Consider the following 25,495-nt stretch of genomic DNA (forward strand, 5'->3'; position numbering starts at 1 on the left):
CGCCGGTCTCCTTATCGGTAATGCTAAGCTTTTGCCCTGCAAAGTCCACATACAGCTTATCACCTGCTTTGTGATCCATATGCATGGTCGGGTTGACCCGAGCCTTCCACTGAGTATAATAGAAGCAAAACTGGCTGTACTGATAGCCATCAGGGAACTCTTTATAATACTCTCCCCATAATATATGGCGGTTTACACCGGTACGCTTAAGTTCTTTATCTACGTGTGGAAAGCACCGCAGCATAGATTGCATACGGCCTGTAGGAGGCATCTCCCTGCTTTTTCCAAAGAAGTCCTCCAGTTCCTTATCGTTCAGCGCGTCAACCTCCTCAAACGTAAAGCCACTATCCTTAAACGAGGCCAGGTACTTCTTAACGGTATTCCGGGACGTATCAGCCTGGGCAGCTATCGACATGATACTGCGCCCATTGGTGTACATCCTTATTATCTTTCTGATCTTACTCATGCTAATCGTAGTGTTGGCCATGCTTTTGGAGGTTATGTTAAACCTCGTAAAGATGGGTGCTTCTACAGCATTAGCTGATCGTTCGGGGTGGTCAATTTGGCCCGGAATGCCTGGTCAGTTTGCCCCGGAATGGGGTGGTCAATTTGACGCGGAATCAATGGTCACATTCCGCCGGAATCAGGTGGTCAATATCAGCGGTATATCCAGCCCAAGGGGTTCTCTTTAAAAGAAGAATATACCCATCAGCCCGAACTGGAAGATAATTACAGTTTAAAGTGGGACGGCGAATGGCAGATCACTTTCGAGGTTTTCCGCGATTTGGGTATCGCCTTTGCGGTGGTGATTATTATGATCTACATCCTGATCGTTGGCTGGTTCCAGAATTTTATCGTGCCGTTGGTGATGCTGGCTGCCATACCCCTATCCTTGATCGGTATCGTGTTGGGGCATTGGATGCTGCACGCTTATTTTACAGCCACTTCCATGATCGGCTTTATCGCCCTCGCGGGTGTCATGGTCAGGAATTCAGTCTTACTGATCGATTTTATCAATATTCGTCTAAGAGAAGGCATTCCGTTAAAGCAGGCCATTATTGAAGCCGGTGCGGTACGAACAACCCCAATTTTACTAACCGCAGGCGCAGTGGCCCTGGGGGCTGTGATCATTTTGTTTGACCCGATCTTCCAGGGATTGGCTATCTCGTTGATGGGCGGGACGATAACTTCCACCTTCCTAACGCTTATAGTTGTGCCTTTGCTGTACTTTAAAATGATGCGGAAAAATGGCATTGAATCTTTAAAATCTAAATCATGAAACTATTAGTAATAACATGTTTAAAAGAATATTTAAGTGATGTCGCTGAAATATTCAAACAGGGAAATATCGAGGTATTCAGCACTTCTGATATCATTGGTCACCGTAACGGTGCATCGCACAACATTTTGGAGGATTGGTTTGTAAGCGGAGGTGAAAAGGCCGAGTCGATCATCATCTTCACTTTCACGAGCGAGGAGAACGTTGCCATTGGGCTAAAGTTGGTCAAACAATATAATGAAACAACGAAGTCTGACTTCCCGATAAGAGCATTTATAATGCCGGTAGATCAATCTGTTTAACACTTAAAATCATAAATCATGAAAGAAAGAATAGTACGAGCCGTTGCCGGCACTATAGTATTAGTTAGCATCGGTCTTGCTTATTTTGTAAATATCCAATGGCTTTGGTTGGGTGTTTTTGTTGGCGCTAATCTTTTACAGTCATCCTTTACTAAATTCTGTCCGCTGGAAATGATATTGGATTATTTCGGTGTGAAGAGTAACAAAACTGTTTGAGCTTTACAAAAATTGTGTTGGTCTGAATGTAACCTTTGTTACACATGAAGCCCCTGGCCGTAGTTACCTTTGAAAAAGTACAATATGAAAAATAGGATATTTAATAACTGGTCATTTCCGCGTATCATTCGATTGATTATCGGAATAATAATAATTATTGACGCAATTTATTCCAAGGATGTTCTTATTGGGGTATTAGGATTTTTTTTTACTAGTATGGCTGTTTTTAGTCTTGGCTGTTGCGCGGTTGGCGGTTGTTATTCGCCAACAAAAAATGGTTTGGGAAGTGCTGAAAATGTCAACTATGACGAGGTCCATTAAAATAAAGTGGAAAATACGATAAGAGTATTAAAGACTAATTAAGAACATAAACAAAAAATGAACATATTTAAGCAATTATTCGGCAGTGCAGAAACTGTAGATTTGGGAAGCATTATTAAAGAAGGTGCATATTTGGTAGATGTAAGAACAGCGGGCGAATTTGCAGGCGGTCATGTCAAAGGTTCGGTGAATATCCCCTTAGACAGGGTCAATTATGACCTTGCCAAATTCAAGAATAAAAAGAACATCATTGTATTTTGTCAAAGTGGTGCCAGGGCCGGCCAGGCAAAAACGATACTTCAACAAAATGGATTTACAAACGTTGTGAACGGTGGAGGTTGGAATAGTGTAAGCCAGCTTGTAAAATAGGGCAATTAATATTTAATAATCGGGTTAAATAACTCTTTATCTTAGGTTGAATATACATTTTCAGCTAAATTAATAATATGGATATACTGCCCCAATTTGAATCAATATTTGAGCCTGCGCTGATGAAAGAAATTCAGGAATTTGGCGTATTGAAGCCTTTTAAGGAAGGCGACATCATTATGGATTATGGTAGGTATATTAAGATGATGCCTTTGGTTATCCGCGGATCATTAAAGGTGCTAAAAAAAGATGAGCGTGGTAAAGAGATCTTGCTGTATTACCTTTCCAGCAGTGAAAGTTGTTCTATGGCTTATAGCTGTTGCCTTGAGGCCAAAAAAAGTGAGGTAAAAGCTATTGCGGAAGAGGATGGTGAACTAATCGCTATCCCGCATGATAAACTGGACGAATGGCTGTGCAAATACCCCAGCTGGAAAAACTACATCATGCGCAGTTTTAATGAGCGGATGTCTGAACTTTTAAAATCTATCGAAAGCATCGCATTTCACAAACTGGACGACAGGTTGATTGCCTACCTCAAAGAAAAGCAGCGGGTTTCCGGTTCCAGCTTAATAAAAAGCTCTCATTACCAAATCGCGGATGAGCTTGCAACCTCCAGAGTGGTCATATCCCGACTACTTAAACAGCTGGAAAATGACGGAAAGATTCTGTTGTATAGAAATGAGATAAAACTCTTGAATGAGTTCGATCATTAGCGCAAATTAATTCCCACATGGTCACTTATTCTTAAAATAATTCCTCTGGTTTCTGATAATCCGGTATGACCTGAAGTGGCGTACCAGCATAAAATTTGCACTTTCATTATGCCTTCCTACGGTGCCGCACAGTTTATAAATATAGCCTGACTGAGTTTTACTTAAAGTTGGGCCATCCCACGCTGCTCTTCGGGCAAAAAGTTAGAGCATATCTTACAAGATTTGGATATTGATAAGCGTCATATATTTTACTGACCGTAATCATACCCTATCTGATCTATTGTCGGCACCTTGCCAAATATAAACCAGGATGTGCGCCGTATGAATTATCAATCAATTATAGAGAAAATAGAGGAATGATATCTATCGCTGAATAGTTCAAATAAAGGATGAAGGCAAAGCATAGTAGCCTTCGTAACCCCGAATAGGCAAATGGAAACAGAAAACAATCAATATGGAAGAAATACATCAATATGAAGTTAATCTTCAATGGAACCACGACAGGAAAGGTACTTTAAGCTCGTCGGATCTACCCCAACAGATCGAGGTGGTTACGCCGCCGGATTTTTATAAGGGCATCCCTGGATTTTGGTCACCTGAACACTTATTTGTGGCCTCAGTTGTCAGTTGTTTTATGACCACTTTTTTAGGTATCGCTGAAAACTCCAAACTGGAATGCACTAATCTCGAAATACAAGCGAGCGGTGTAGTAGACAAGGTAGAAGGCAAGTTCCAGGTAACAGAGATCATACTCAAACCGACCGCAACCATACCTTCTAATATGAGCACCGAAAAGGCAACACGGGTAATTGAAATGGCGGAGAAGAACTGCCTGATTGCCAATTCCGTCAAAACTATCATTCACCTGCAATCTAAGGTTGTTATGGCCCAGATCGCTTAAAAATTTACGTTATGGCCAAGCCCCATATACTTATTCTCGGTTGTAATTTTGCAGGCCTCACTACTGCAAGATATATTCATGCATCAGTAATGGATGAAGCGACTATTACCATTATTGATCGCAAATCTTTGCTCACTTTCGTGCCAAATATTCCTTTGCAGGTTTTAGCCAATATTAATCCGGCCATCGACCTCCAGTTCAAATTTATGTCGTTTTTAGAACACGACGGCAGCGATTTTATACAGGCCGAGGTGATCACTATAGATCCGGAAACCAACGTCGTTTTTTACCAGCCCAATGAAAGGCTTGGGCATCCGGTGCGTAAAATAAAATACGACTACTTGGTGATTGCATTAGGTAATCGCTTGGCTTATGATCAAATTGATGGCTTTGCAGAAAACGGGCATAGCGTTACCGATGTGTTTTTAGGGAACCGGTTGAGGAAATACCTGCATAACGAATACAAGGGCGGCCCCATTGCCATCAGTTCAGCCGTGTTTCACCAGGGGAAAAGCGATAAACTCCCTACTGGTCTGCCTGTGGCCCTGACCGCTTGCGAAGGCCCGCCAGTTGAAATGTCATTCTCACTGGCTCACTGGTTGGGAAAAAATCATAAAGGCACCGCTTCCACTATCTACCTATCTACACCGGCAAAAGTAATTGCCGAAGATGCAGGGGAAACCATTTTACATCAGTTGTTACCAATGATGCAAGGCATGGGCTATCATTATCAGGCAGAAACCCTGGGTATCAAAAAAGTTTATGGTGGGGGTATAGAGTTTAATGACGGAACGAGCCAGGAAGCAGAGTTAGCCATACTTTTCCCGGACTGGCAGCCGCATACTTTTTTAAAAGAAATGCCATTCACCGATGATCAGGGATTTGTAATTACTGACTTTTATATGCGAAATCCTGACTATAAAAACATATTCGCTGTGGGTGACGCAGCATCTATCACAGTTCCTAAGATCGGCTCGTTAGGGCACATGGAAGCCGAAGTTTTAGCCAATACATTAGCAAAAGACCTGGGAATAATTTCAGGCGACGTGAAACCTATGGAGTTTGAACTGCTTTGCATGGGAGATATGGGCGGTATAAAAGGCTTCTACATGCGCACGAACGAATGGTGGGGTGGAAAGGAAAGTCATTTGAAAATGGGTGTTACACCCTATGCCCTCAAAATGGGCTTTAAACAAATGTATTATACGCTGGAAGGGAAAATACCACATTGGGGCCTGGCACTAAGTGAGATCGTAGGCGATCACACTGTTTTATAGGGTTTGATCTATAATATAATCAAAGAAACAACATATCATTTTAACAAAAAACTTAATCATATGAAAAAGAACATGGGAATAACTGACAGGGTTTTAAGGGTTATCGCCGCTGTCGCCATAATTGTTTTATACTACACGAGCGTAATTTCAGGCATATTGGCTATAATTTTATTAATTGTTGCTGCCATATTTATAGTAACCAGCTTTATTAGCTTTTGTCCGTTGTATTATCCTTTCGGCATTAAAACCGTTAAAACGAATGCTCATTAATATGCTTTCTGTACATAAAAGTAAGAAACCGGCTTTCATATTCATTCCATTTACCGGGATTTTAGTCAATGCAATGTGATTACGATCATACTTCAAGTTGACTTGATCGACCTTCATCAGCAAGAGGTAATGTGACCAGCCAACCTTGAACTGTTCTGCGAAAACCGTTAATACACTTGCCAGCGGAAGGCCCTCTGCCTTCCTTTCGAATTGTGCAAACAGTGTTTGCACAATTCGCTCCCGGTAGCACAAATAGAACTGTTTGAAATAATCAAGGTTTCGTTTGGAAAAACCTTTCCCATAAGTAGCGGTCAACGATATATTGAGGTCTTTGACTACCGTTTCGGCGTAGCCGGCACGATCACTTCCTTGCTGTTCTTCTTCAACGATCATTTGACTAATGGTGTAATTCGTATAAAGCATGGTCGTGTTGACATTCCTGACGACTTGGGTTCGCGCATTTTCGATCAGTTCCCTGACTGACCGAAAAAGTTTATCATTGTTTATTGGTCCCATTGGCTTACTCTTTTAAGATGGTTCTTGGGTACGCCCTTACGACCTGCGGCTCTTTTTGGCTGCTGTTCGAATTTTTCTTTAAGCATGCTCATATCCTCGCTGATCTTTTTGAGTAAAACCCGCGCATAGATCTGGGTAGTGGCGATCTTGGTATGGCCCATCATTTTGCTGACCGTTTCGATAGGTACGTTATTGGCCAGGGTGATGGTCGTGGCGAACGTATGCCGGGCAACCCCAAAGGTGAGTTTCTTTTTGATGCCGATGATCTTGGCGACCTCTTTAAGGTGCATATTAACCTTTTGGTTGGTGATGGTCGGAAAGACTGTGCCCAAATAATTTGCCCTCGGGTTATCCTTATATTTTTCCATGAGCGCAAGTGCCGGAGCCAGCAAAGGAATATTGGTCGCCTCATTACTTTTCTGGCGGAAAAGCTTGAGCCATTTCCCGCCGTCCTCGCCGTTCACTACATTGCGCTCCGTCAAATTCATCAGATCAACAAAAGAAAGCCCGGTATAACAGGCATAGACAAAAAGGTCGCGGATCATGATCAGCGAGTCGGACGCGAACTCATGATTTTGGATAAGCGCCAGTTCTGCGGTCGACAGGAAAGCGGTCTCGACTTTCTTATAGCGGAATTTATAGCTTTTAAAAGGGTCTTTATTGATCCATTGCAGTTTGAATGCCAGGGTGGTCATTTTACGCAGGCGGATCAGGTGTTTCATCACCCCGTTGTTATTCAGTGGCTGGAAATGGTCTGCCGGTTTGTGGTTACGGAGATAGGTTTCGAAGTCGATGATGAATTTATAGTCGATCTCATGGATATGGATATCGCTCGTTTTCCGTTTCTCTTTCAAAAATTTTTCCAGGTAACGACGGGTAACTGCATAGTGTTTAAGTGTACTCCAGGTCAGTGCCGCCGAAGCAACTTCGTGATGATAGTCCATCAGTTTACTGAGGTTGTAGGTCTCTTCAATAGCTTCTCCGAGGAAATGAGACTTGAGCAGTTGCGGGCTGATCTCTTTGCCCGCGATCTGTAGTTGTTGGTAATAAGTGGTAATAGTGAATTTAACTTCTTCGAGATAGGCGTTTGTTTCTTTAGCATCCAGCGCTTTGACTTTCACGCTTCCACGACCATAATCCCAGCTTTCCACCTCGACCTGGTGCTTGAGGGCGATAAAGCATTTTTCTTTGTTGACAATGATACAGGCATAGACGTTTGTCCTGCCGTCCTTGTTAGCCTTTTGTTTTTTGATGGTGAAGTTGACACCAAATGACTGCGATGTTTTCATCTTTTAACAGTTTTTAAATGAATAAATGATTAATTAACATCCTGAGATCACCTAATTTTAGGTATCCGGATTTCAGGCTAAATCTGTTTTTTTGAGTTTTTTCCGATCTTTTTGAATTTACTCAAATAGCTGTATAACAAACAGTTAAGCCACTTTTGGATACCAAATGTAAAAAATGAAAACAGGTAGCCAGATTGGTATTCTACCAGGTGTACTTTTAAGGATTGAAAAGGATTGCAATAAAACAAAAAACCCTGTAAATCAACGATTTACAGGGTACAAATAAACGCCACTCGGTGCATTTGTGCGCCCACCTGGGCTCGAACCAGGGACCAAAAGATTATGAGTCTTCTACTCTAACCAACTGAGCTATAGGCGCGCAGAAATCTTGTTAAATTTCAGGCTGCAATGTTACAACTTTGTCTTCAATTTACAAAGCCCGATCTTAAGAAAATAACATATTTTTGATGACGGCTCTTTAAACCAGTTCGTTAAAACTCAATGGACCTATCATCTCAAAACCGTCGACAGGTGTTGCAAACATTAGGCATCGCCACGGGTGCAGCGCTGTTAAGCAATACAGTATCAGCCAAAAACGCCGTGCTTAAAGCAGGCCCTGCCTTTAAATACGCGCTAAATATGAGCACGATACGCGGCCACAGGCTGGGCTTTATAAAAGAGCTTGAGGTGGCAGCCAAAGCCGGCTTCACATCTGTGGAGATCTGGATAGATATCTTTCAAACCTACCTGAAAAATGGCGGCACAACCGCCGAAGCCAAAAAGATTATCAACGGACTGGGCCTTACTATAGAGAACGCCATTGGCTTTGCCAAGTGGATTGCAGATGATGACACCACCCGCAAGGCTGCGCTTAAACAACTGCAAACAGAAATGGACCAACTGGCACAGATAGACTGCCATCGGGTTGCTGCTCCGCCATTTGGCGCTACGGGCTTGCCCCTACTCAATTTGGATATTTTGGCCGACCGTTACCATGCTATCCTGAAAATGGGCGAACAAAGCGGCGTAATCCCTATGGTTGAAATGTGGGGAGGGTCTGAAAACCTGAAGACCATTAGCCAGGTGTTGTATGTCGCCGCTGCCAGTGGCAACAAGAATGCGCTGGTGCTGCTGGATTCGTTCCATATCTACAAGGGCGGTTCGAGTGTAGAGAGTCTGGCTCTGGTGAACAAAAACGCCATAAAGGTATTCCACGTTAATGATTATCCCGCGGGCATATCGCCTCAAAAAATATCAGAGCCCGATAGGATCTACACCGGCGATGGGGTTACACCGCTTAAACAAATATTGCAACTCATTAAAAATCCTGACCAACCTGTTGTACTTTCGCTGGAGGTATTCAACGAAAGCTATTACAAACAAGACGCGCTAACCGTAGCCAAAACCGGCTTAGCCAAAATGAAAGCGGTAACCGCTGGTATATAACTTATGAAACAGATAAAGAACATAATTTTTGATTACGGCAACGTAATATTCCACATAGATTTTAAAAAAGTAGCTCAAGCCTGGAAAGACCTTGGCATTACTAACGCTGACGAGTTTTACGGCCATCGCCAGCAGGACGATGTGTTTGACGCCCTTGAGCGCGGACAGATCAGCCCAGAAGCATTTTGCGACCGGATCCGTGAGCTGACCCACAAACCCGAGCTTACCGACCAGCAAATTAACAATGCCTGGAACGCCATATTTGTAGACATCCCGAAAGGTAATCACGAAGTGCTGCTAAAAGTTAAGGAAAAGTACCGCACCTTTTTGCTGAGCAACATCAACGCCATACATTACGATTATGTGCACGATTATCTGCAACGTGAGTATGATATAGCAGATAACTCGGGCTTTTTTGAAAAAACCTATTACTCGCACCTAATGGGTAAACGCAAGCCCGATGCCGAGATTTTTGAACAGGTACTTACCGAGAATAACCTTGACCCTGCCGAGACCTTATTTATTGACGATAGCCCACAGCACTTAGCTACCGCTAAAAAGCTTGGCCTGCAAACCTATTTGATGACGGCGCCTGATAATATTCAGCAATATTTTGAAACAAACGGGTTACTTTAATTTGCTATATTGCAGCATTACAAAACTGATTATGAAACCATTACCTATATTCGTCCTGGCACTATTGGCGCTTTGCTGCACGTCGTGCAGCAATAATGATATTAAAGATTTGTCGCGGCTTAACCCCGCATCAAACGAATATAAACAGGAGCTGGTTAAGATCATTGCCGAGCACGGCGACGAGCTGACCTTCACCTTCAATAAATACCTTACAACAGCAGGTAAAGATTATTTAGATGTGACGGTAGATGGCCGTGGCGGCCTGCATGCCAATGCCCTAATTTTGGTTACCAATTGGGCCAAATTGGAAGGTATTAGACGCACTAAAGGCATTGGCTACCGCGGCGCCGAGTTAAGGAACCTTCAAGTAGCCTTAATTGATGCTGACACCCACCCCGTTATGGTTTACCGCGGATTGGATAGCGTGGCAGATTAGTTATAGCTTTCTTCGCTGTTTTTCTCTTACAATCAGCCCCAGCTCGCGGCTCATTTGGCCTGCTATAGCAGTATTTTCTTGCGCACGGCGAAACAAGTACGGTAACACCGCTCTAATTGGGCCGTAAGGCACATATTTAGCCACGTTGTAGCCAGCGTCGGCAAGGTTAAAGCTCAGGTTATCGCTCATACCCAACAACTGCGAAAAGTACACATGCGGTGCTTTACGTTCTATGTCTTTTTTGGCCAGTAGCTCGGTCAACAGCTTGCAGCTGTCTTCGTTATGAGTCCCTGCTACAAAAGCAATACTGGTAATGTTATCTGTACAGTAATCTAAGGCAAGGTCATAGTCTTTGTCGCTATCCTCTTTAGTAGCTTGTATGGGCGACGGGTAGCCTCTTTCCTCGGCACGTTTACGCTCTTTTTCCATATAGGCGCCGCGCACCAGTTTGGCACCCAGTATAAACTTTTCTTTAACGGCTGCTTCGTTATCATCCATTAAAGAGTGTAACTTATCATGCCTGTAAAGTTGGTAGGTGTTATAAACTATGCACTGCTTTTCATTAAACCTGCGCATCATATCATGGGCAAGCATATCTATCGTGTCCTGTATCCAGGTTTCCTCTGCATCTATCATCACCGGTACGGCGGCAGCATAAGCTTTCTGGCAAATTGCCAGCACCCTGTCCTGCACCCTTTGCCATTCTTGCTGCTCAGCGTCGGTTAAAGTTACCCTGGCATCCAGCTTCTCCAGCAAACCAAAACGGCCTACGCCGGTAACTTTAAATACCGTAATGGGTATAGCTCTGTCTTTAGCAGCGCGTTTTATGGTGCGGATGATTTCGTCGCGGGTTTCGTCAAATACCAGTTCATCTTCTTCGCCCTCTACAGAGTAATCCAAAATGATACCCACCCCGCCCCTTTCCAGGCTTTTAACGGTGTCTTCGCATTCGCGGATAGTTTCCCCGCCGCAGAAATGTTTAAATATGGTGGCTTTGATGATGCCTTTAATCGGCAGGCCTATGTTAACCGCAAAATTGGTTATTGGAGGGCCTATCTTTACTAAAAAGTTTACGTTGATGATCTTGAACAACCAAAAGGCGCGGTTCAAATCTTTATTAGATGCATGGCGGAAAGCTATTTCCGTATTTTCAAAAGAAAGGCTTTGTTTGTCAGTCATATTATATTTCAGGGTTAATAGTTTTATTCGCTGCTCTTTAAGCTTAAGCGATGTGCTATTAACCGTGTAGCGTAGCGCAAAATTATAAAATGATAGTTAGATAACTCATTATTCTGCAATTAGTTTATTTTTGCTGCCCAGATGATAGAGTTTAAAGTAACGGGAGACTATATCCCCATGATTCAATTGTTAAAAGCAACTAACCTGGTATCAACAGGCGGTGAGGCGCAAATAGTGGTAGATGAGGGCGAAGTAACCTACAATGGCGAGGTTGACTACCGCAAACGGCTAAAGGTTAAGGCCGGCGACGTGGTGGAGTTTAGAGGTGAGACGATTAAAGTGATTTAACACATGATGAGTACAACAGATACTGAAACCTACACGGTTGACGCGATTATGGATACGATAGAAAGCAATAATTACCATATATATTTTGAAGATAGTTTAACAGCACTGCGCACGTTTGTAGCCAACGGCAACTACTCGCGTTTTTTTGTTTTAACTGATGAGAACACCGCTCAATACTGCCTGCCTTTATTGAGAGAGAAACTGGGCGACCCTGAAAACTTCGACCTGATAGAGATCCCTGCCGGCGAAGAAAGCAAAGATATTGACTTTTGCATAGGCGTTTGGAAAATGCTGATTGATTTTGGCGCCGATCGTCAGAGCTTATTAATTAACCTGGGTGGCGGCGTTATCAGCGATCTTGGTGGTTTTGCAGCTTCGACCTTTAAACGCGGTATTGATTTTGTGCATGTGCCAACTACCCTGCTGTCGCAAGTTGATGCTTCGGTTGGTGGCAAAACAGGTATTGATATTGATAGCATTAAAAATATCATCGGCACGTTTACGCAGCCCAAGGCGGTATTTATTGAGCAGCAGTTTTTAAAGACATTGCCTGCGCGCCAAATCCTATCCGGCAACGCCGAAATGTTAAAACATGGTTTGATATGCGATGAAGAATATTGGAACCTGCTAAAAACAAGCGATCTGGAAAATCCAACTGCAGCATTGGTGTATAAATCTGTACAGATCAAAAACAAAATTGTCCTTGAAGATCCGCACGAAAAAAATATCCGCAAAGCTTTAAACTTCGGGCATACAATCGGTCACGCTGTAGAAACATGGTCGTTGATCAACGATAAAGATTCGCTATCACATGGGGAAGCTATTGCTATCGGTATGATCTGCGAGGCGTACCTGGCCCACAAAAAAACAGGCCTAAGTGCTGCCGAACTGGAAGAGATTACCCGCACGCTTACTAACCTTTACCCACGCTACGAGCTTAAAATGGAGCATAGCGCAACGTTGCTAGAGTACATGCTTAAAGATAAGAAGAATCAAAACGGTAAAATTAACTGTACTTTGTTAAGTACCATCGGTCAGTTTAATATCGACAATGTTTGTACTAATGATGAGTTGTTAGAGGGTTTGAATTATTACGCCAGTTTGTAACGTAGCTTAAGTTTTAATCGCCAAACCGAATAAACTACCATCAATTGAGTATTTACAGTATAAAATTTGCTTAACATCAATTATTTTCAAATAATTAAAATAATCTATTGACAAATCAAATTTAACTGCTAAATTTACGGCGTAATAAAAAAACAGAAATGAAATTATCAACTGCATATTTTTTTGGTTACTATTTTTACTTTACAAAGTAAGAACCGGGACTGATATGCAATAACAAACATATAAAGAAACTTAAAAGTCCCGGCCAACCAGCCGGGACTTTTTGTTTTAATGCAATTATGAAGAAAGATAAACCAAGAGTAGCTATACAGGGCATCCGCGCTTCGTTTCACGAGGAGGCTGCTTTCAAGTATTTTGGCGACAAGATCCAGACTATTGAGTGCAACTCTTTTAAACGTACTTTTGACGCACTTGAGGCGGGCGAAGCCGATTATGTGGTAATGGCTATAGAGAACAGTATAGCAGGGAGCATTCTGCCAAACTATTCTTTACTGCTAAACTACAATTTCCCTGTTATTGGCGAGGTTTATTTGCCGATACAATTACATTTAATGGCGTTGCCGGGTGTAAGTTTTGATCAGATAAAATATGTAACCTCGCACCCTATCGCTATCCGTCAATGCATTGACTTTTTTGACGAATATCCGCACCTTAAGGTAGTTGAAAGCAGTGATACCGCGGCTTGTGCAAAACGCATCCACGATGAAAAATTGACTGATACTGTTGCTGTAGCCAACAGTTTAGCTGCCAAATTATATGGTTTGAATATTTTGGAGCGCAGGATAGAATCAAACAAGAAAAATTTTACCCGCTTTTTGATACTAACTACGCACGAAAATGCTACCAAGCAGCCATCTAACAAGGCATCGCTTTGTTTCCAGGTAAGCAATCAGGTTGGTGCTTTAGCCAAAGTGCTTAATATTTTTGCTAATCAGGGCGTTAATATGAGCAAAATACAGAGCATGCCAGTTTTAGGTAAACGCAACGAGTACAATTTTTATGTGGATGTTGAGTGGGAAGAAACCAAACAATACGATAGCGCGGTAAAACAGATTTTGAAATACACCCACAACTTTAACATCCTTGGCGAATATAAACGCTACGAAGATGAAAGTACTGAAAAGATGGCCGCACCGGTAAAGCCTGAGCGTAAGTACATCAGCATAAAAAAGAAAGAAATTAACACCGATAAATAGTTAACAACAAATATTAAGATACTACAACAACAATACAATGAAACTTAACTTAGACATCCAACCATTAAGCAGCTGGATAACCCCAGTAAATCAGCCGTTATTAATTGCCGGTCCGTGCAGTGCAGAAACTGAAGATCAGTTAGTAGCTACAGCTCATTTATTAAAAGCAACAGGCAAAGTTACTGCCCTACGTGCAGGTATCTGGAAACCACGTACCCGTCCGGGCGAGTTTGAAGGCATTGGCAGCATTGGCTTAGAGTGGTTAAAACGCGCTAAGGCAGAAACAGGCTTGCCTACGGCCGTTGAGGTTGCGACCGCAAAACACGTTGAAGAAGCGTTAGCAGCAGGTGTTGATATCCTTTGGGTAGGCGCACGTTCAACTGCTAACCCTTTTACCGTACAAGAAATTGCCGACGCTTTAAAAGGTGTTGATATACCGGTAATGGTTAAAAACCCGGTAAACCCTGACATTTCATTATGGATTGGCGCTTTAGAGCGTATTAACAATGCAGGTGTAAAAAAATTGGCTGCTATCCACCGCGGCTTTTCATCTTACGAGAAATCAGCTTTCCGTAACGAGCCAATGTGGGATATCGCTATCCACATGAAAACTTTGGCACCTCACCTGCCTATCATTTGTGATCCGAGCCACATCTCTGGCAACCGTGATCTGATCCCTTACATATCTCAAAAAGCGCTTGATCTTGATATGCAAGGTTTGATGATCGAGTCGCATATTGACCCGAGTGTAGCCTGGACAGATGCAAAACAACAAGTTACCCCGGCTGCTTTGGCAACTTTGGTTAGCAACTTAACGCTACGTAAACCAGAGACCAGCAACGCGCAGGTTAATGATAAACTAAGCGAGCTGCGTAGCAACATTGACAAAATTGATGATCTGTTGATCCAAAAAATTGCTGAGCGCATGACAATTGCCGAGCAAATTGGCACCTACAAAAAAGATAACAACATTACCATTTTACAGGTAAACCGTTGGGACGAAATCTTAACCAAAACTGTTAACTATGGCAAGGCTTTAAAATTGAATCCGGATTTTACCGAAAAATTGTTAGAGCTTATTCATACAGAGTCAATCCGCAGACAAACTGAAGTAATGAACGCAGGCCAGGCAGCAGCCCAGCAGGCAGAAAAATTGACGCACGTTTAATTTTTATAATGAGTCAGAATATTCTGCTTAGTAAAAAAAGCAAAACTGTTAACGGCGAGGTGCACCTTACCGGCTCAAAAAGCGAATGTAACCGTGCTTTGGTTATTGAGGCTTTAAGTGGCGACAAGGTGCGCGTTGAAAATATATCAGACGCTGCCGACGCGGTAACGTTATCAAAAGTATTGGGCCTGACTTTGCAAACCGTAGGTTACGAGTCATCGCCCATTACGCCTGAGCTTGATCATAAAATAGTAAACATTGGCCCTGCCGGTACAGCCATGCGGTTTTTAACAGCATACTATACCCTGCAGGACGACGAAGTTGTACTTACCGGCAGCGAGCGCATGAAACAAAGGCCGATAGGCATTTTGGTTGATGCCTTGCGTAAGCTAGGTGCAGAGATCAGTTATGAAGAGAATGAGGGCTACCCCCCTATCCGCATAAAAGGTAACATACAGCAGGCCACTAACAGCATCAGCATAAAAGGCAATATCAGCAGCCAGTATATTACTGCGCTGTTGCTAATTGCCCCTAAACTTGAGCAGGGTTTAGAGCTCCATATCGAGGGCGATTTAACCTCTCGGCCATACGTAGAGATGACTTTAGCCATGCTGAAACAGGCAGGTATTGAGCATGTATGGAACGATAACGTGATCAGCATTGCGCACCAAGAATTTAAGGAAACCGTTTTACCGGTCGAACCTGATTGGAGCGCGGCATCATACTGGTATGCTATTGCAGCACTTGCTGAAGATGCCGACCTGTTTTTACATGGCTTAACCGCGTATAGCTTACAGGGCGACAGCGTTATAGCCGAGATCATGGCAAACTTTGGTATAACATCGCAGTTTAGAGATGGTGGCGTGCATTTAAAGAAAGAAGCAAAAACGATAACCCGCAAAAACTTCGATCTTAAGAAATGCCCTGACCTTGCGCAAACGGTTGTTGTTGTATGCGCGGCTTTAGGGCACGAAGCTACCTTTACCGGCTTGGAAACTTTGAAGATCAAAGAAACCGACCGTGTTAAAGCATTGCAAAACGAGCTGGCCAAAATTGGTGTTAAACTGATAGAGGATAACGAAACCTACACGCTTGATTGCAGCGGCAAATTTATTCCAGACCGTATCTTTATTAATACTTACGACGACCACAGGATGGCTATGGCATTTGCCCCGCTGGCGCTGGTAGTACCCGAAATTGAGTTTGAAGACGCACCGGTAGTAGAAAAATCATACCCCGCTTTCTGGACTGATCTGGAAAAAGTTGGCTTTGACGTAAAGGAGGTGTAGACCCCTCCCAACCCTCCCCGGTAGGGAGGGCTTTTAGATAAATTGACAAATTAATATAAGTCTCCCCTACCGGGGGAGATTTAAAGGGGGCTTTATGGCAGGCAATTCATTCGGACAATTATTCAGGATAACCACATTTGGCGAGTCGCATGGCGAAGCTATAGGCGTAATTATTGACGGTTGCCCGTCCCAGTTGCCGGTGGATATGGAGTACATTCAAGGCGAATTGGATAAACGTAAACCCGGCCAGTCTAAAATTACCACACAACGTAAAGAGAGCGATACCGTGCGCATCCTTTCGGGCGTGTTTGAGGGCAAAACTACCGGTACGCCTATCATGATGCTGATACCGAATGAAGATCAGCGCAGTAAGGATTACAACCACAATACAGACGTATTCCGCCCATCGCATGCCGACTATACTTATCAAACTAAGTATGGCATCCGTGATCACCGTGGTGGCGGACGCTCATCCGCACGCGAAACCGCGGCGCGGGTTGCGGCAGGTGCTTTAGCCAAACTATTTTTAAAGACCCAGGGAATTGAAATTGTTGCCCACGTAAGCAGCGTAGGCAAGATTAATGCCCCTAATGTAGAGATCAAAACCGCTCAGGAATTTATTGCTCAACGCGAACTTAATATTGTACGCTGCGCGGATCCGGCGACGGCCGAAGAAATGATTGAGTTTATTGACTCGGTACGATTGGATGGCGATACTGTCGGCGGTAAGGTGAGCTGCCATATACTTAACTGCCCGGTTGGCTTAGGCGAACCCGTTTTTGATAAACTACACGCCGAATTAGGCAAAGCTATGTTAAGCATTAATGCCGTGCACGGTTTTGAATTTGGATCAGGCTTTGAAGGTAGCGAAATGCGCGGATCAGAACATAACGACATCTTTGTTAAAACGCATTTAGGCGACGTTAAAACCATTACTAACTACTCGGGCGGTATACAAGGTGGCATCAGCAATGGCATGCCTATAGACCTTAAAGTAGCCTTTAAACCGGTTGCTACCATTATGCATAACCAGGCAACTGTCGACGCAAACGGAGATGCCGCCGAAATATCAGGTAAGGGCCGTCATGATCCTTGCGTGGTGCCACGTGCTGTACCTATTGTTGAAGCTATGGCTGCGCTGGTTATTGCAGATCATTGGTTGAGAAATAGGAATACGCAATTGCCGCTGTAACCGTAATTTACATGAAGAAAGCGCTGATATTAGATCTCGACAATACAATTTATCCGGTAAGTTCAATTGCTGATAATCTGTTTGCGCAATTCTTCAATATGCTTGATCAGGATCCTGATATTGATTCGTCCTTAATTCATGCAGCAAAATTTGAAATTGCCCGCAGACCATTTCAGCAAGTGGCTGATGATTTTAACTTTAGCACCGAACTTAAAAACAAAGGCATCCAACTTTTAAAGAGCATTACTTATAATGAACCGATGCAGCCTTATGGCGACTATCATCATATCCAAAAAATTGATCTCCCAAAATTCCTGGTTACTACGGGCTTTACCAACCTGCAAAATAGCAAGGTAAAGCAATTGGGGTTAACTAAAGATTTTAAAGAAATACACATCGTCGACCCAGAAATAAGTCCAAAAACTAAAAAGGATGTTTTTAAAGAGCTGATGGGAAAGTATAACTATACCCCTGCCGACCTGTTGGTTATTGGCGACGACCCCCAATCTGAAATTAAAGCCGCACAGGCCCTGGATATCGACACCTTTTTATACGACCTAAACAACCACCATCCCGATGCCACCAGCACAAATCGCGGCAATAATATGGAGCAGGTTTTAAGGTTAATTTAAATTATTCCGACTCAACACTTTATACCCTGTTATTTCGAACGGCGTATGATAATATTTTGTCGCCCTAAATTATTTTCAATTTGGGTTACCTTTAAGATCAAAAAGTATAAAGATTAGGGCCTAAACTAAAAACAATCCTATAATTTATAGCTTATCATGCTATCTTATACCTTCAACCTATACCGAAACGCTTACACAGGCCTCTCAAAAAACAGCTGGTACTTGGGTGTTGTAATGCTCATCAATCGCAGCGGTACAATGGTGGTGCCGTTTTTAAGCATTTACTGTATCCAGCAATTACATTTTAGCATTGTACAGGCAGGCATTATTATGGCGCTGTTTGGTGCTGGGGCATTAGCAGGTGCTTTTTTAGGTGGCAAGCTGGTTGATAAGATTGGATTTTATGATTTGCAGGTTGGCGCGTTGCTAAGCGGTGGGCTATTTTTATGTTGATTGGCTTCCTTCACAGTTTTGCCATCCTGGCAATCGGCACGTTTGTGTTAAGCTTGTGTAACGAATCGTTCAGACCCGCAAACTCTACTGCGGTTGCGCACTATAGTGATGGCACTAATCAAACCCGCTCCTACTCTTTAAACCGCCTGGCTATTAACCTGGGTTGGGCCGTTGGCGGTGGCTTGGGTGGCTTTTTGGCGTCAGTTAATTATCATTTATTGTTTTGGGTTGATGGGTGCAGCAACATATTGGCTGCCATATTATTACTTACGCTGATGCGACGCTCCTCGGTTAAAAAGACCATTAAAAAGCCGGATACAACGATCGTAAAAACATCAGCTTATAAAGACAAAACTTACCTGTTGTTTATTGTATTTGCCACTATGTTTGCCATGTGCTTTTACCAGTTCATGATCATGCAGCCCGTATTCTTTAAAATAGACTGGCATTTTAGCGAGCGTTTTATCGGTTTCCTGATGGCATTGAACGGTTTGCTTATAGTTGCCATAGAAATGGTTATGATACACAAATTGGAAGGTAAACGCCCGGGCTTGGTATACATTTATTGCGGTGTGGCCTTGGGTAGCATAGGTTATGTGTTGCTAAATATACTGCCGCCATCCATGACAACTGCAGTGATCGTAGTATTGCTGATTACTTTTAGCGAGATGTTTGCTATGCCGTTTATGAACGCCTTTTGGATAAACCGCACAACACCTCATAATCGCGGCGAATATGCCGCACTTTACAGCATGTCATGGTCGGCAGCACAAATTATTGCGCCCTTTTTTGGCAGTAATTTAATTTACTATGGTGGCTTTGAGCTGCTTTGGTGGGTATTGGGCGGCGTGAGTTTTCTAAGCGCTGTGGGGTATTATTTTATGCACCTGGCAGACAAACGGCAGGCGGTAATTCACTCGGTATAATTAGCCTTATTTATCCTCTAGCCAATAAATAGTATCCAGAAATACACCATTGCTGGTAGCTACATCGGCTTTAACGCGCTCAAGTTCGGCTTTAAGGTCAGCCTCCGGCAAATCAGCCTTTACGGTGTGATGAAAAATCACGTATCCTGTTTTGCTGTTTATAAATTTGAAATGTTTTGTTTCGGGTTTCATACAAAGGTTTGTGTATAAGGTCAACGCTGTTACCGCCGGATTGTTTTCTACTTATTGGTTATCGTCCTTTATGTTGTACACCAAAACAACAATCAAGGCGCCTAATAAAGCAATCAACCCGAACGACCACCGTAAGCCTGCCACCTGCGCTATAAAGCCAATAAAAGGCGGCACAAGCAAAAACCCAAGGTAACCAATTGATGAGATAGACGCCAAAGCAGTACCACTGCTCATGGTGGTAGACCGGCCCGCCATCTGGAAAACCATTGGCACAACACAGGCCACCCCTAAGCCAACCATCACAAAACCAGTTAAAGCCGGGATTGGATAAGGAAATAATGCCGCGAGCAACAGTCCGCAAAAAATAAAAATGCCGCTGTACCTGAGCAATGCTTTTATTCCAAAACGGTTAACTACGGCATCGCCAACAAAACGCCCTACGGTCATGGCAATCATATAGGCCACAAAGCCTTGCGTTGCCTTTGCTTTAGGTACAAATACGGCTTTTTCAAAATAGATACCGCTCCAGTCATACATCGTATTCTCGCAAGCCATGCAGGCAAAGCATATCAGCGCGAAGATGATGAGCGGTTTCTCGGGCAGGGTGAAAAACTTCTTTTTAGGTTGGGGGACCGGCGCTTCATAGATGGTACTTTTTATAAACCATACAGATATAGCTATTAACGCGATGCTAACCCAAAGCAGGTGTAAGGCTGTGCTTATGTTATGATAAACCATAAAATATCCGCAGGCAGCCCCGGCGAAGCCTGCCAGGCTCCATATGCCATGAAAGTTTGCCATGATAGACCTATTATACAAAGCCTGCACCGCTACGGCCTGCGCATTGGTCGAAATATTGAATAAATTGCGCGATACGCCGAAACAAAATAGCGCCAAACATAATTGCCAAACACTTTCAGAAAAACCAATAAAGGCCAGCACCACGCTGAAAAACAATCCGCCAAAAAACATAATACGGCGGCTGCTATACTTACTTAAAAGCTGCCCGGTAATTGGCAAAGTGACAAGCAACCCAATAGGCATTGCGAAGAGTATCCCACCCAATTGAGCCTCATTTAAATGCAGTTTGCCTTGTATAGTAGGTATCCGCGACGCCCAGGACGCGTAGCCAAATCCCGACAGAAAAAAGAAGACCATGTTGGCAATTCTGAGCTGTCTTGGTGTACGTGAGGCCGATGTTTGAGTTAGCGTTGTCAAGCTGCAAATTTACGCACAAATGTTGCTCCGTTAAAATAACCTTCCTTTTTACACTCTCTTGCGCCTAAAATAAAGCGCGCTTAAAATATAAAGGCAAACCAAGCCAAGCATGAAGCCTGCAATAACGTCCGTAAACCAATGCGCGCCTAAATACACGCGCGAATATGGTACCGTGAAAATCAGAAATAAGCACAGCGCTACCACGGGTATTTTAACATACTTAGGGATATTTTTGATCACAAACATTAGTAGGGTTAAATAGCCAAAGAACACTACATAAAACAGCACATGCCCGCTCGGGAAGCTTTGCTGCTGGGTTTTGAGCATAATCTTTACCAACGGTTCTGACGGCCGCGGCCGGTTTATAAAAAACTTTACGAGGGTGCTTACCAATCCTGAAAGTGAGGTTAGCGCAATAAAAAGCGCTTCCGTTTTATACTTAAAAATCAAAAATATAATAGCCACAGCCGCTATCATAATCGGCGTATTTGGCATATAGCCGGGCCAGCTGATGGCTTTCATCAACCAATCCAGCGTAGGGTTGTGATAACGTTGCACCCTTACAGAAAACGCATGGTCTATCACCGAATCGGGAAAGAAAAATACAAATACGGTTAGCAGCACAAAACCCAATGCTATGGCACCTATTAAATATTGCATTATTTTACGCCTTTTACTTATGGCAGAGGTCTTCATAGAAATTAAACTTTGTTTACATCAAAAATCAAGCTTCAAAAAGCCAACATTAACACAGATAACAACAATAACACTTTTATAACTAATATTTAATTTTTATAATTATTTTTGAGGAATTAAGTTATATTATGGCATATCCCTTTTATAACTAAATTAAAAGATTAATAACATATATGGCTAAAAGAACAGATTTTGTTTATTCTGAGGTTTCAGAACCACATCGCGTACGGACTAAAAAAATTTTAAAGCAATTTCCTGGTTTACGTAACCTGATAGGCAAAAACCCCAATACGATATTTGCAATTATTGGACTGGTAGCTTTCCAGGTAGTACTTGCCTGGTTCCTTCGCGACCAATCGTGGTGGTTAGTATTTGGTGCCGCTTATCTGCTTGGTGCTTTTGCAGATCACGCTTTGTTTGTAATGATACATGAGTGTGCACACCAATTGTTGTTTAAAAACCGCTCGGCAAACCGTTGGGCAGGCATGTTTGCCAATATGCCGCAAATTTTTCCAAGTTCTATCTCGTTTGAACGTTATCATATTAAACACCACTCTTTTCAGGGTGTGCATGAGTTAGATGCTGATTTGCCAAACCGTTGGGAAGCTAAATTAATCAACAACTCCTTTTTAGGTAAAGCGTTGTGGTTATTATTCTACCCGGTTTTCCAGATTTTCCGTTTGTCAAGATTAAGAGAGATCCAAACATTTGATATCTGGATACTGGCAAACATATTGGTGCAGGTAGCATTTACCGCAGCCATCTATTACTTTATGGGCTGGCACGCGTTAGCATTCTTGCTATTAAGCTTCTCTTTCTCGGTTGGCTTACACCCACTTGGCGCACGCTGGATCCAGGAGCATTACCTTACGCACAGTGTTGAGCAAGAAACTTACAGCTATTATGGTGGTTTAAACACGGTGGCTTTTAACGTAGGCTACCATAATGAGCACCATGACTTTCCTTCTATCCCTTGGAATAAATTACCGGAGATAAAAAAAACGGCCCCAGAGCATTACGAAACTTTGTACTACCATACGTCATGGACCAAGCTATTCTTCCGCTTTTTGTTTGATAAAGAAATATCGCTATTTAACCGTATCCTACGCAGAGAGCGCGGTAAAGTCGCCCTTACTGACGTATCAAAACCAGATGCTGAGATGCCCGTAAATGTATAATACAGAGGCCCCGATTTAGGGGCCTTTGTTGTTTAGACGATAAGTATTATATTGCATTGTATTAAGTCCGCATGTCATCAGAAGAGAATAAAGTAAAAACCGAAAAACCTAAACAGATCATTTTGGTAAATGAGTCTGACGACGAACGTCTGATAAAGAAATTAAACCGGCCCGACATTGAAAAATTTCGCGCTTTTACTCAAATGCTGCGTACCAACGCGATGCTGAAACAAGCCAGAATAACCCATAAATAACCGATGGACGTATTTGACGATGAGATACTGGACCTTTGGCAATCCTTAAGCACTTATAATGTTCGTTACATCATGGTGGGCGGCTTTGCCACATTTTTAAATGGCTTTGAACGCACTACCAATGATTTGGATATTTGGCTAGAAGACACAGTTGTTAATCGTCAAAATTTACGAAAAAGTTTAAACGCTTTAGATTACCCTGATTACCCCGCCATAGAAACAATGCAGTTTGTAGCTGGATGGAGTAGTTTGCGAATGGGGCAAAACATTGAATTGGATATCATGACTGAAATGAAGGGGCTGGAAAATTTGACTTTTGACGAATGTTTGAACCAGGCTTCAATAGCTGACATCAATGGCATCATAATTCCTTTTTTGCATATTAACCAACTCATCTCTAATAAAAAGGCAGTAAATCGCCTAAAAGATCAAATAGATGTAATTGAACTGGAAAAGATCAAACACTTGCGCAATCAAAGCCCGTCGTAATAATATCCCAACCGCCACGTTATATTAGTTAACTATTTTTGCAGAAACTGTAAGTCCCCCGAATGAGTCGCGCTAAAAAATTAAATATTCTCGTCCCTGCTGTTTTTCTGTTGTTTGTTGGGGCTTATGCAAGGCATCGCCACGTGGTCAATCAAATTATTATCACCGGCACTTTGCAAGTTAAAGAGATGAATGAGATCTCTGGTATAGCGGCATCGTCTATCAATAAAAACATATTTTACGTGCACAATGACAGTGGCGACACCAGCAGGTTTTTCGCTATATCGTCAGCTGGTAAGCTTCTTAGTACAATTTATTACAATGGCGATCCTACGGAAGGTAAGGGGGTAAACGACGTAGAGGATATTGCTGTCGGCCCCGGCCCTGATAGCAAAAAGAGTTATGTTTATTTAGGCGACATTGGAGATAATGGGTCAGTCAGACCCTGCATAAATATTTACCGCCTGGCCGAACAAGCTGCATCGATAAAGGAGAAAAATGTGAATAGCACTGCCACCGCGATGCATTTAAAATACCCTGACGGACCGGATGATGCCGAAGCTATGATGATAGACCCGCTGGAAAAGCTGATCTACATTATCACTAAAAGATCCGACTCGGTAAGTGTTTTTACCACCCCGCTTGCTTTTAAAAGCAAGGATACGGTGGTGATGACATTCAGAACCAAACTCTTTTTTAAGGGATTCAAACCCTTTAACTGGATAACCGCTGCCGATATATCTAAAGACGGTAAACAGGTGTTGGTAAAAAGCTACGAGAAGATTTACCATTGGACACGCGATGGGAAAGAATCAATATGGCAAACCTTAAAACGGATGCCGCAAGAACCGAACTATCAGCAAGAAAAACAAGGCGAGGCTATTGGTTTTGGCGCTGATGGCAGCAAATTTTACACCGTAAGCGAGGGTGTTTTTGCACCCATATATGCTTACAAAACTCATTAACACTATCTGCTTTCTTTCAATTATATTTATGTAATTTAGGGTTAATTAAACGCTGAATAATGAAAAGAAAAATATTTATTACCGCTATGCTGTTAAGCGCTGCGATGATTTGCTTTGCCGCCCTTGCCGACCTTACCGGAAAATGGAAAGGCAACATAAAAATGAGCGATGGGACTAATTTCCCTGTTACTTACCAGTTTAAAGCTGACGGCGAAAAACTTACCGGCACCGTTGTAACCCCACAAGATGAGCTGGAGATATATGACGGTAAGATAAAAGACAAAGACTTTACTTTTAAGGTTGATGTTAACGATAATGCTGTGCCTTGCGAGGGCAAATTTTATGGCGACTCTGTTGTTGTATCGGCCTTGCTAAACGGCGCCAAGTTAAAATCGACATTGAAACGGGTCGTAGCTAAACAATAGCTTGACATTAATGCAACCTATAATTAATAATATCAGATAACTTTAAGTTAACTTATTGGTTATTTAACAGGTTGATAATTTTCTGTTTACAAGGGCTGAGTAATTTTAAATAAAACTACTTAGCATTATGAAAACAAAAGTTTTAACAACCGCCGCACTGGTATTATGTAGTTTAGTGGTATGCTTTGCTGCTGCCGCAGGTTTAAACGGTAAATGGACCGGATCGGTTATGATTAACCGTGAAGACGAGATTGACTTGGTTTACAACTTTAAGGTTAACGGAGAAAAGCTTTCGGGTACGGTAGAGTCGCCGGGTGGAAATGAGTTGGCAATTGCTGATGGCATATTGGCCGGTAACGAGTTTGCCTTTACAGTTAAAGCCGGTAAGTACATTATCTATCATACCGGTAAATATTACAAAGACTCGGTAACGGTTACTGCCAACGTTGAAGGCAAGGCACTACATGCAACTTTAAAGCGCAACAACAAATAGTTATCCATCAATTTAAATAAAATACGGGCTAGCACTTAATTAGTGCTGGCCTTTTTGTTTAACCGATGTTACGGAGCGATGACACGGGTACGTGTTATTTTAC

34 protein-coding genes and 1 tRNA gene are annotated in these 25,495 nt (G+C 42.6%); 27 read left to right on the forward strand and 8 right to left on the reverse strand.

Going from position 1 to position 25,495, the window contains the following annotated elements; all coding sequences use genetic code 11:
• On the reverse strand, positions 1-466 hold a 466-nt coding region (locus ACFSYC_RS05695), incomplete at its 3' end, for a helix-turn-helix domain-containing protein (RefSeq protein WP_377124442.1).
• Between the two features lie 201 nt (positions 467-667).
• Here ACFSYC_RS05695 and ACFSYC_RS05700 point away from each other — a divergent pair.
• The 9 genes from ACFSYC_RS05700 to ACFSYC_RS05740 all read left to right on the forward strand — a co-directional run bounded on the left by ACFSYC_RS05700 (position 668) and on the right by ACFSYC_RS05740 (position 5,648).
• Positions 668-1,279: an efflux RND transporter permease subunit gene (locus tag ACFSYC_RS05700; protein ID WP_377124810.1), complete on the forward strand. Its 612-nt coding sequence runs from the start codon at positions 668-670 to the stop codon at positions 1,277-1,279.
• Entirely contained in the window at positions 1,276-1,581 is a 306-nt protein-coding gene (locus tag ACFSYC_RS05705) for a hypothetical protein (RefSeq protein ID WP_377124444.1), read from the forward strand. Before ACFSYC_RS05700 ends, ACFSYC_RS05705 begins: the two co-directional genes overlap by 4 nt.
• 18 nt (positions 1,582-1,599) lie before the next feature.
• Complete coding sequence (locus ACFSYC_RS05710; RefSeq protein WP_377124446.1) at positions 1,600-1,797, forward strand: YgaP family membrane protein; 198 nt, start codon at positions 1,600-1,602, stop codon at positions 1,795-1,797.
• Positions 1,798-1,881: 84 nt separating this feature from the next.
• Positions 1,882-2,118 (forward strand): hypothetical protein, encoded by a 237-nt coding sequence (locus tag ACFSYC_RS05715; protein ID WP_377124448.1) that lies wholly within the window; start codon positions 1,882-1,884, stop codon positions 2,116-2,118.
• Between the two features lie 57 nt (positions 2,119-2,175).
• Positions 2,176-2,487, forward strand: a complete 312-nt coding sequence (locus ACFSYC_RS05720) for a rhodanese-like domain-containing protein (RefSeq protein ID WP_377124450.1) — start codon at positions 2,176-2,178, stop codon at positions 2,485-2,487.
• 77 nt (positions 2,488-2,564) lie between these two features.
• Complete coding sequence (locus ACFSYC_RS05725) at positions 2,565-3,200, forward strand: Crp/Fnr family transcriptional regulator (RefSeq protein WP_377124452.1); 636 nt, start codon at positions 2,565-2,567, stop codon at positions 3,198-3,200.
• Between the two features lie 454 nt (positions 3,201-3,654).
• Entirely contained in the window at positions 3,655-4,101 is a 447-nt protein-coding gene (locus ACFSYC_RS05730) for an OsmC family protein (RefSeq protein WP_377124454.1), read from the forward strand.
• Positions 4,102-4,112: 11 nt separating this feature from the next.
• Positions 4,113-5,378, forward strand: coding sequence for an NAD(P)/FAD-dependent oxidoreductase (locus ACFSYC_RS05735; protein WP_377124456.1), 1,266 nt, complete (start codon positions 4,113-4,115; stop codon positions 5,376-5,378).
• A 60-nt stretch (positions 5,379-5,438) separates the two neighbouring features.
• A complete protein-coding gene (locus ACFSYC_RS05740) occupies positions 5,439-5,648 on the forward strand; it encodes a YgaP family membrane protein (protein WP_377124458.1) in 210 nt (69 codons plus the stop codon).
• Here the strand turns inward: ACFSYC_RS05740 and ACFSYC_RS05745 are convergent.
• From ACFSYC_RS05745 to ACFSYC_RS05755, 3 genes are all read right to left on the reverse strand, one after another.
• Positions 5,550-6,164 carry a DUF1016 N-terminal domain-containing protein gene (locus ACFSYC_RS05745; RefSeq protein WP_377124460.1) on the reverse strand — a complete coding sequence of 205 codons (615 nt, stop codon included), beginning with the start codon at positions 6,162-6,164 and terminating at the stop codon, positions 5,550-5,552. The two genes, ACFSYC_RS05740 and ACFSYC_RS05745, sit on opposite strands and share 99 nt — an antisense overlap.
• Positions 6,152-7,453, reverse strand: coding sequence for a site-specific integrase (locus ACFSYC_RS05750; RefSeq protein WP_377124462.1), 1,302 nt, complete (start codon positions 7,451-7,453; stop codon positions 6,152-6,154). Before ACFSYC_RS05750 ends, ACFSYC_RS05745 begins: the two co-directional genes overlap by 13 nt.
• Positions 7,454-7,758: 305 nt before the next feature.
• Positions 7,759-7,832, reverse strand: a tRNA-Ile gene (locus ACFSYC_RS05755).
• Between the two features lie 122 nt (positions 7,833-7,954).
• On the opposite strand from ACFSYC_RS05755, the gene ACFSYC_RS05760 reads away from it, so the two are divergent.
• Genes ACFSYC_RS05760 through ACFSYC_RS05770 form a run of 3 tightly spaced genes read left to right on the forward strand, consistent with a single transcriptional unit; the run spans position 7,955 to position 9,971 of the window.
• Entirely contained in the window at positions 7,955-8,899 is a 945-nt protein-coding gene (locus ACFSYC_RS05760) for a sugar phosphate isomerase/epimerase family protein (protein WP_377124464.1), read from the forward strand.
• A 3-nt stretch (positions 8,900-8,902) separates the two neighbouring features.
• On the forward strand, positions 8,903-9,535 hold the full coding sequence (locus tag ACFSYC_RS05765) for an HAD family hydrolase (protein WP_377124466.1): 633 nt from the start codon (positions 8,903-8,905) through the stop codon (positions 9,533-9,535).
• A gap of 31 nt (positions 9,536-9,566) precedes the next feature.
• Positions 9,567-9,971, forward strand: a complete 405-nt coding sequence (locus ACFSYC_RS05770) for a hypothetical protein (RefSeq protein WP_377124468.1) — start codon at positions 9,567-9,569, stop codon at positions 9,969-9,971.
• On the opposite strand, the gene ACFSYC_RS05775 is transcribed toward ACFSYC_RS05770, so the two are convergent.
• Positions 9,972-11,150 (reverse strand): proline dehydrogenase family protein, encoded by a 1,179-nt coding sequence (locus ACFSYC_RS05775; RefSeq protein ID WP_377124470.1) that lies wholly within the window; start codon positions 11,148-11,150, stop codon positions 9,972-9,974.
• Between the two features lie 141 nt (positions 11,151-11,291).
• On the opposite strand from ACFSYC_RS05775, the gene ACFSYC_RS05780 reads away from it, so the two are divergent.
• The 9 genes from ACFSYC_RS05780 (at position 11,292) to ACFSYC_RS05820 (ending at position 19,482) form a co-directional block, all read left to right on the forward strand.
• The gene (locus tag ACFSYC_RS05780) at positions 11,292-11,498 is read left to right on the forward strand and encodes an RNA-binding S4 domain-containing protein (RefSeq protein WP_377124472.1); all 207 of its coding nucleotides are present in this window, start codon (positions 11,292-11,294) and stop codon (positions 11,496-11,498) included.
• Between the two features lie 3 nt (positions 11,499-11,501).
• On the forward strand, positions 11,502-12,605 hold the full coding sequence (gene aroB, locus ACFSYC_RS05785; RefSeq protein ID WP_377124474.1) for a 3-dehydroquinate synthase: 1,104 nt from the start codon (positions 11,502-11,504) through the stop codon (positions 12,603-12,605).
• A gap of 299 nt (positions 12,606-12,904) precedes the next feature.
• Entirely contained in the window at positions 12,905-13,822 is a 918-nt protein-coding gene (locus tag ACFSYC_RS05790; protein WP_377124476.1) for a prephenate dehydratase, read from the forward strand.
• 37 nt (positions 13,823-13,859) lie between these two features.
• Positions 13,860-14,990 (forward strand): chorismate mutase, encoded by a 1,131-nt coding sequence (locus ACFSYC_RS05795; protein WP_377124478.1) that lies wholly within the window; start codon positions 13,860-13,862, stop codon positions 14,988-14,990.
• A gap of 8 nt (positions 14,991-14,998) precedes the next feature.
• Positions 14,999-16,279: a 3-phosphoshikimate 1-carboxyvinyltransferase gene (gene aroA, locus ACFSYC_RS05800; RefSeq protein WP_377124480.1), complete on the forward strand. Its 1,281-nt coding sequence runs from the start codon at positions 14,999-15,001 to the stop codon at positions 16,277-16,279.
• A 94-nt stretch (positions 16,280-16,373) separates the two neighbouring features.
• A complete protein-coding gene (gene aroC / locus ACFSYC_RS05805) occupies positions 16,374-17,471 on the forward strand; it encodes a chorismate synthase (protein WP_377124482.1) in 1,098 nt (365 codons plus the stop codon).
• Between the two features lie 11 nt (positions 17,472-17,482).
• Positions 17,483-18,103, forward strand: a complete 621-nt coding sequence (locus ACFSYC_RS05810; protein WP_377124484.1) for an HAD family hydrolase — start codon at positions 17,483-17,485, stop codon at positions 18,101-18,103.
• 156 nt (positions 18,104-18,259) lie between these two features.
• Positions 18,260-18,556: a hypothetical protein gene (locus ACFSYC_RS05815; RefSeq protein ID WP_377124486.1), complete on the forward strand. Its 297-nt coding sequence runs from the start codon at positions 18,260-18,262 to the stop codon at positions 18,554-18,556.
• Positions 18,550-19,482 carry an MFS transporter gene (locus ACFSYC_RS05820; RefSeq protein WP_377124488.1) on the forward strand — a complete coding sequence of 311 codons (933 nt, stop codon included), beginning with the start codon at positions 18,550-18,552 and terminating at the stop codon, positions 19,480-19,482. Before ACFSYC_RS05815 ends, ACFSYC_RS05820 begins: the two co-directional genes overlap by 7 nt.
• 6 nt (positions 19,483-19,488) lie before the next feature.
• Here the strand turns inward: ACFSYC_RS05820 and ACFSYC_RS05825 are convergent, their stop codons facing one another.
• From ACFSYC_RS05825 to ACFSYC_RS05835, 3 genes are read right to left on the reverse strand one after another with little or no spacing between them, the layout of a single operon-like run.
• Positions 19,489-19,674, reverse strand: a complete 186-nt coding sequence (locus ACFSYC_RS05825; protein WP_377124490.1) for a hypothetical protein — start codon at positions 19,672-19,674, stop codon at positions 19,489-19,491.
• Between the two features lie 51 nt (positions 19,675-19,725).
• The gene (locus tag ACFSYC_RS05830; RefSeq protein WP_377124492.1) at positions 19,726-20,892 is read right to left on the reverse strand and encodes an MFS transporter; all 1,167 of its coding nucleotides are present in this window, start codon (positions 20,890-20,892) and stop codon (positions 19,726-19,728) included.
• Between the two features lie 48 nt (positions 20,893-20,940).
• Complete coding sequence (locus ACFSYC_RS05835) at positions 20,941-21,552, reverse strand: phosphatase PAP2 family protein (protein WP_377124494.1); 612 nt, start codon at positions 21,550-21,552, stop codon at positions 20,941-20,943.
• Between the two features lie 209 nt (positions 21,553-21,761).
• On the opposite strand from ACFSYC_RS05835, the gene ACFSYC_RS05840 reads away from it, so the two are divergent.
• From ACFSYC_RS05840 to ACFSYC_RS05865, 6 genes are all read left to right on the forward strand, one after another.
• On the forward strand, positions 21,762-22,766 hold the full coding sequence (locus tag ACFSYC_RS05840; RefSeq protein WP_377124496.1) for a fatty acid desaturase: 1,005 nt from the start codon (positions 21,762-21,764) through the stop codon (positions 22,764-22,766).
• Positions 22,767-22,837: 71 nt separating this feature from the next.
• Positions 22,838-23,020 carry a hypothetical protein gene (locus tag ACFSYC_RS05845; RefSeq protein ID WP_377124498.1) on the forward strand — a complete coding sequence of 61 codons (183 nt, stop codon included), beginning with the start codon at positions 22,838-22,840 and terminating at the stop codon, positions 23,018-23,020.
• A 3-nt stretch (positions 23,021-23,023) separates the two neighbouring features.
• Complete coding sequence (locus tag ACFSYC_RS05850; RefSeq protein WP_377124500.1) at positions 23,024-23,509, forward strand: nucleotidyltransferase; 486 nt, start codon at positions 23,024-23,026, stop codon at positions 23,507-23,509.
• Positions 23,510-23,571: 62 nt separating this feature from the next.
• Positions 23,572-24,474 (forward strand): hypothetical protein, encoded by a 903-nt coding sequence (locus ACFSYC_RS05855; RefSeq protein ID WP_377124502.1) that lies wholly within the window; start codon positions 23,572-23,574, stop codon positions 24,472-24,474.
• Positions 24,475-24,533: 59 nt separating this feature from the next.
• Entirely contained in the window at positions 24,534-24,899 is a 366-nt protein-coding gene (locus tag ACFSYC_RS05860) for a hypothetical protein (RefSeq protein WP_377124504.1), read from the forward strand.
• Positions 24,900-25,026: 127 nt separating this feature from the next.
• A complete protein-coding gene (locus ACFSYC_RS05865; RefSeq protein ID WP_377124506.1) occupies positions 25,027-25,392 on the forward strand; it encodes a hypothetical protein in 366 nt (121 codons plus the stop codon).
• The last annotated feature ends 103 nt before the right edge of the window (positions 25,393-25,495 follow it).

The sequence above is a fragment of the Mucilaginibacter antarcticus genome, from assembly GCF_042686155.1.
Classification (GTDB): domain Bacteria; phylum Bacteroidota; class Bacteroidia; order Sphingobacteriales; family Sphingobacteriaceae; genus Mucilaginibacter; species Mucilaginibacter antarcticus.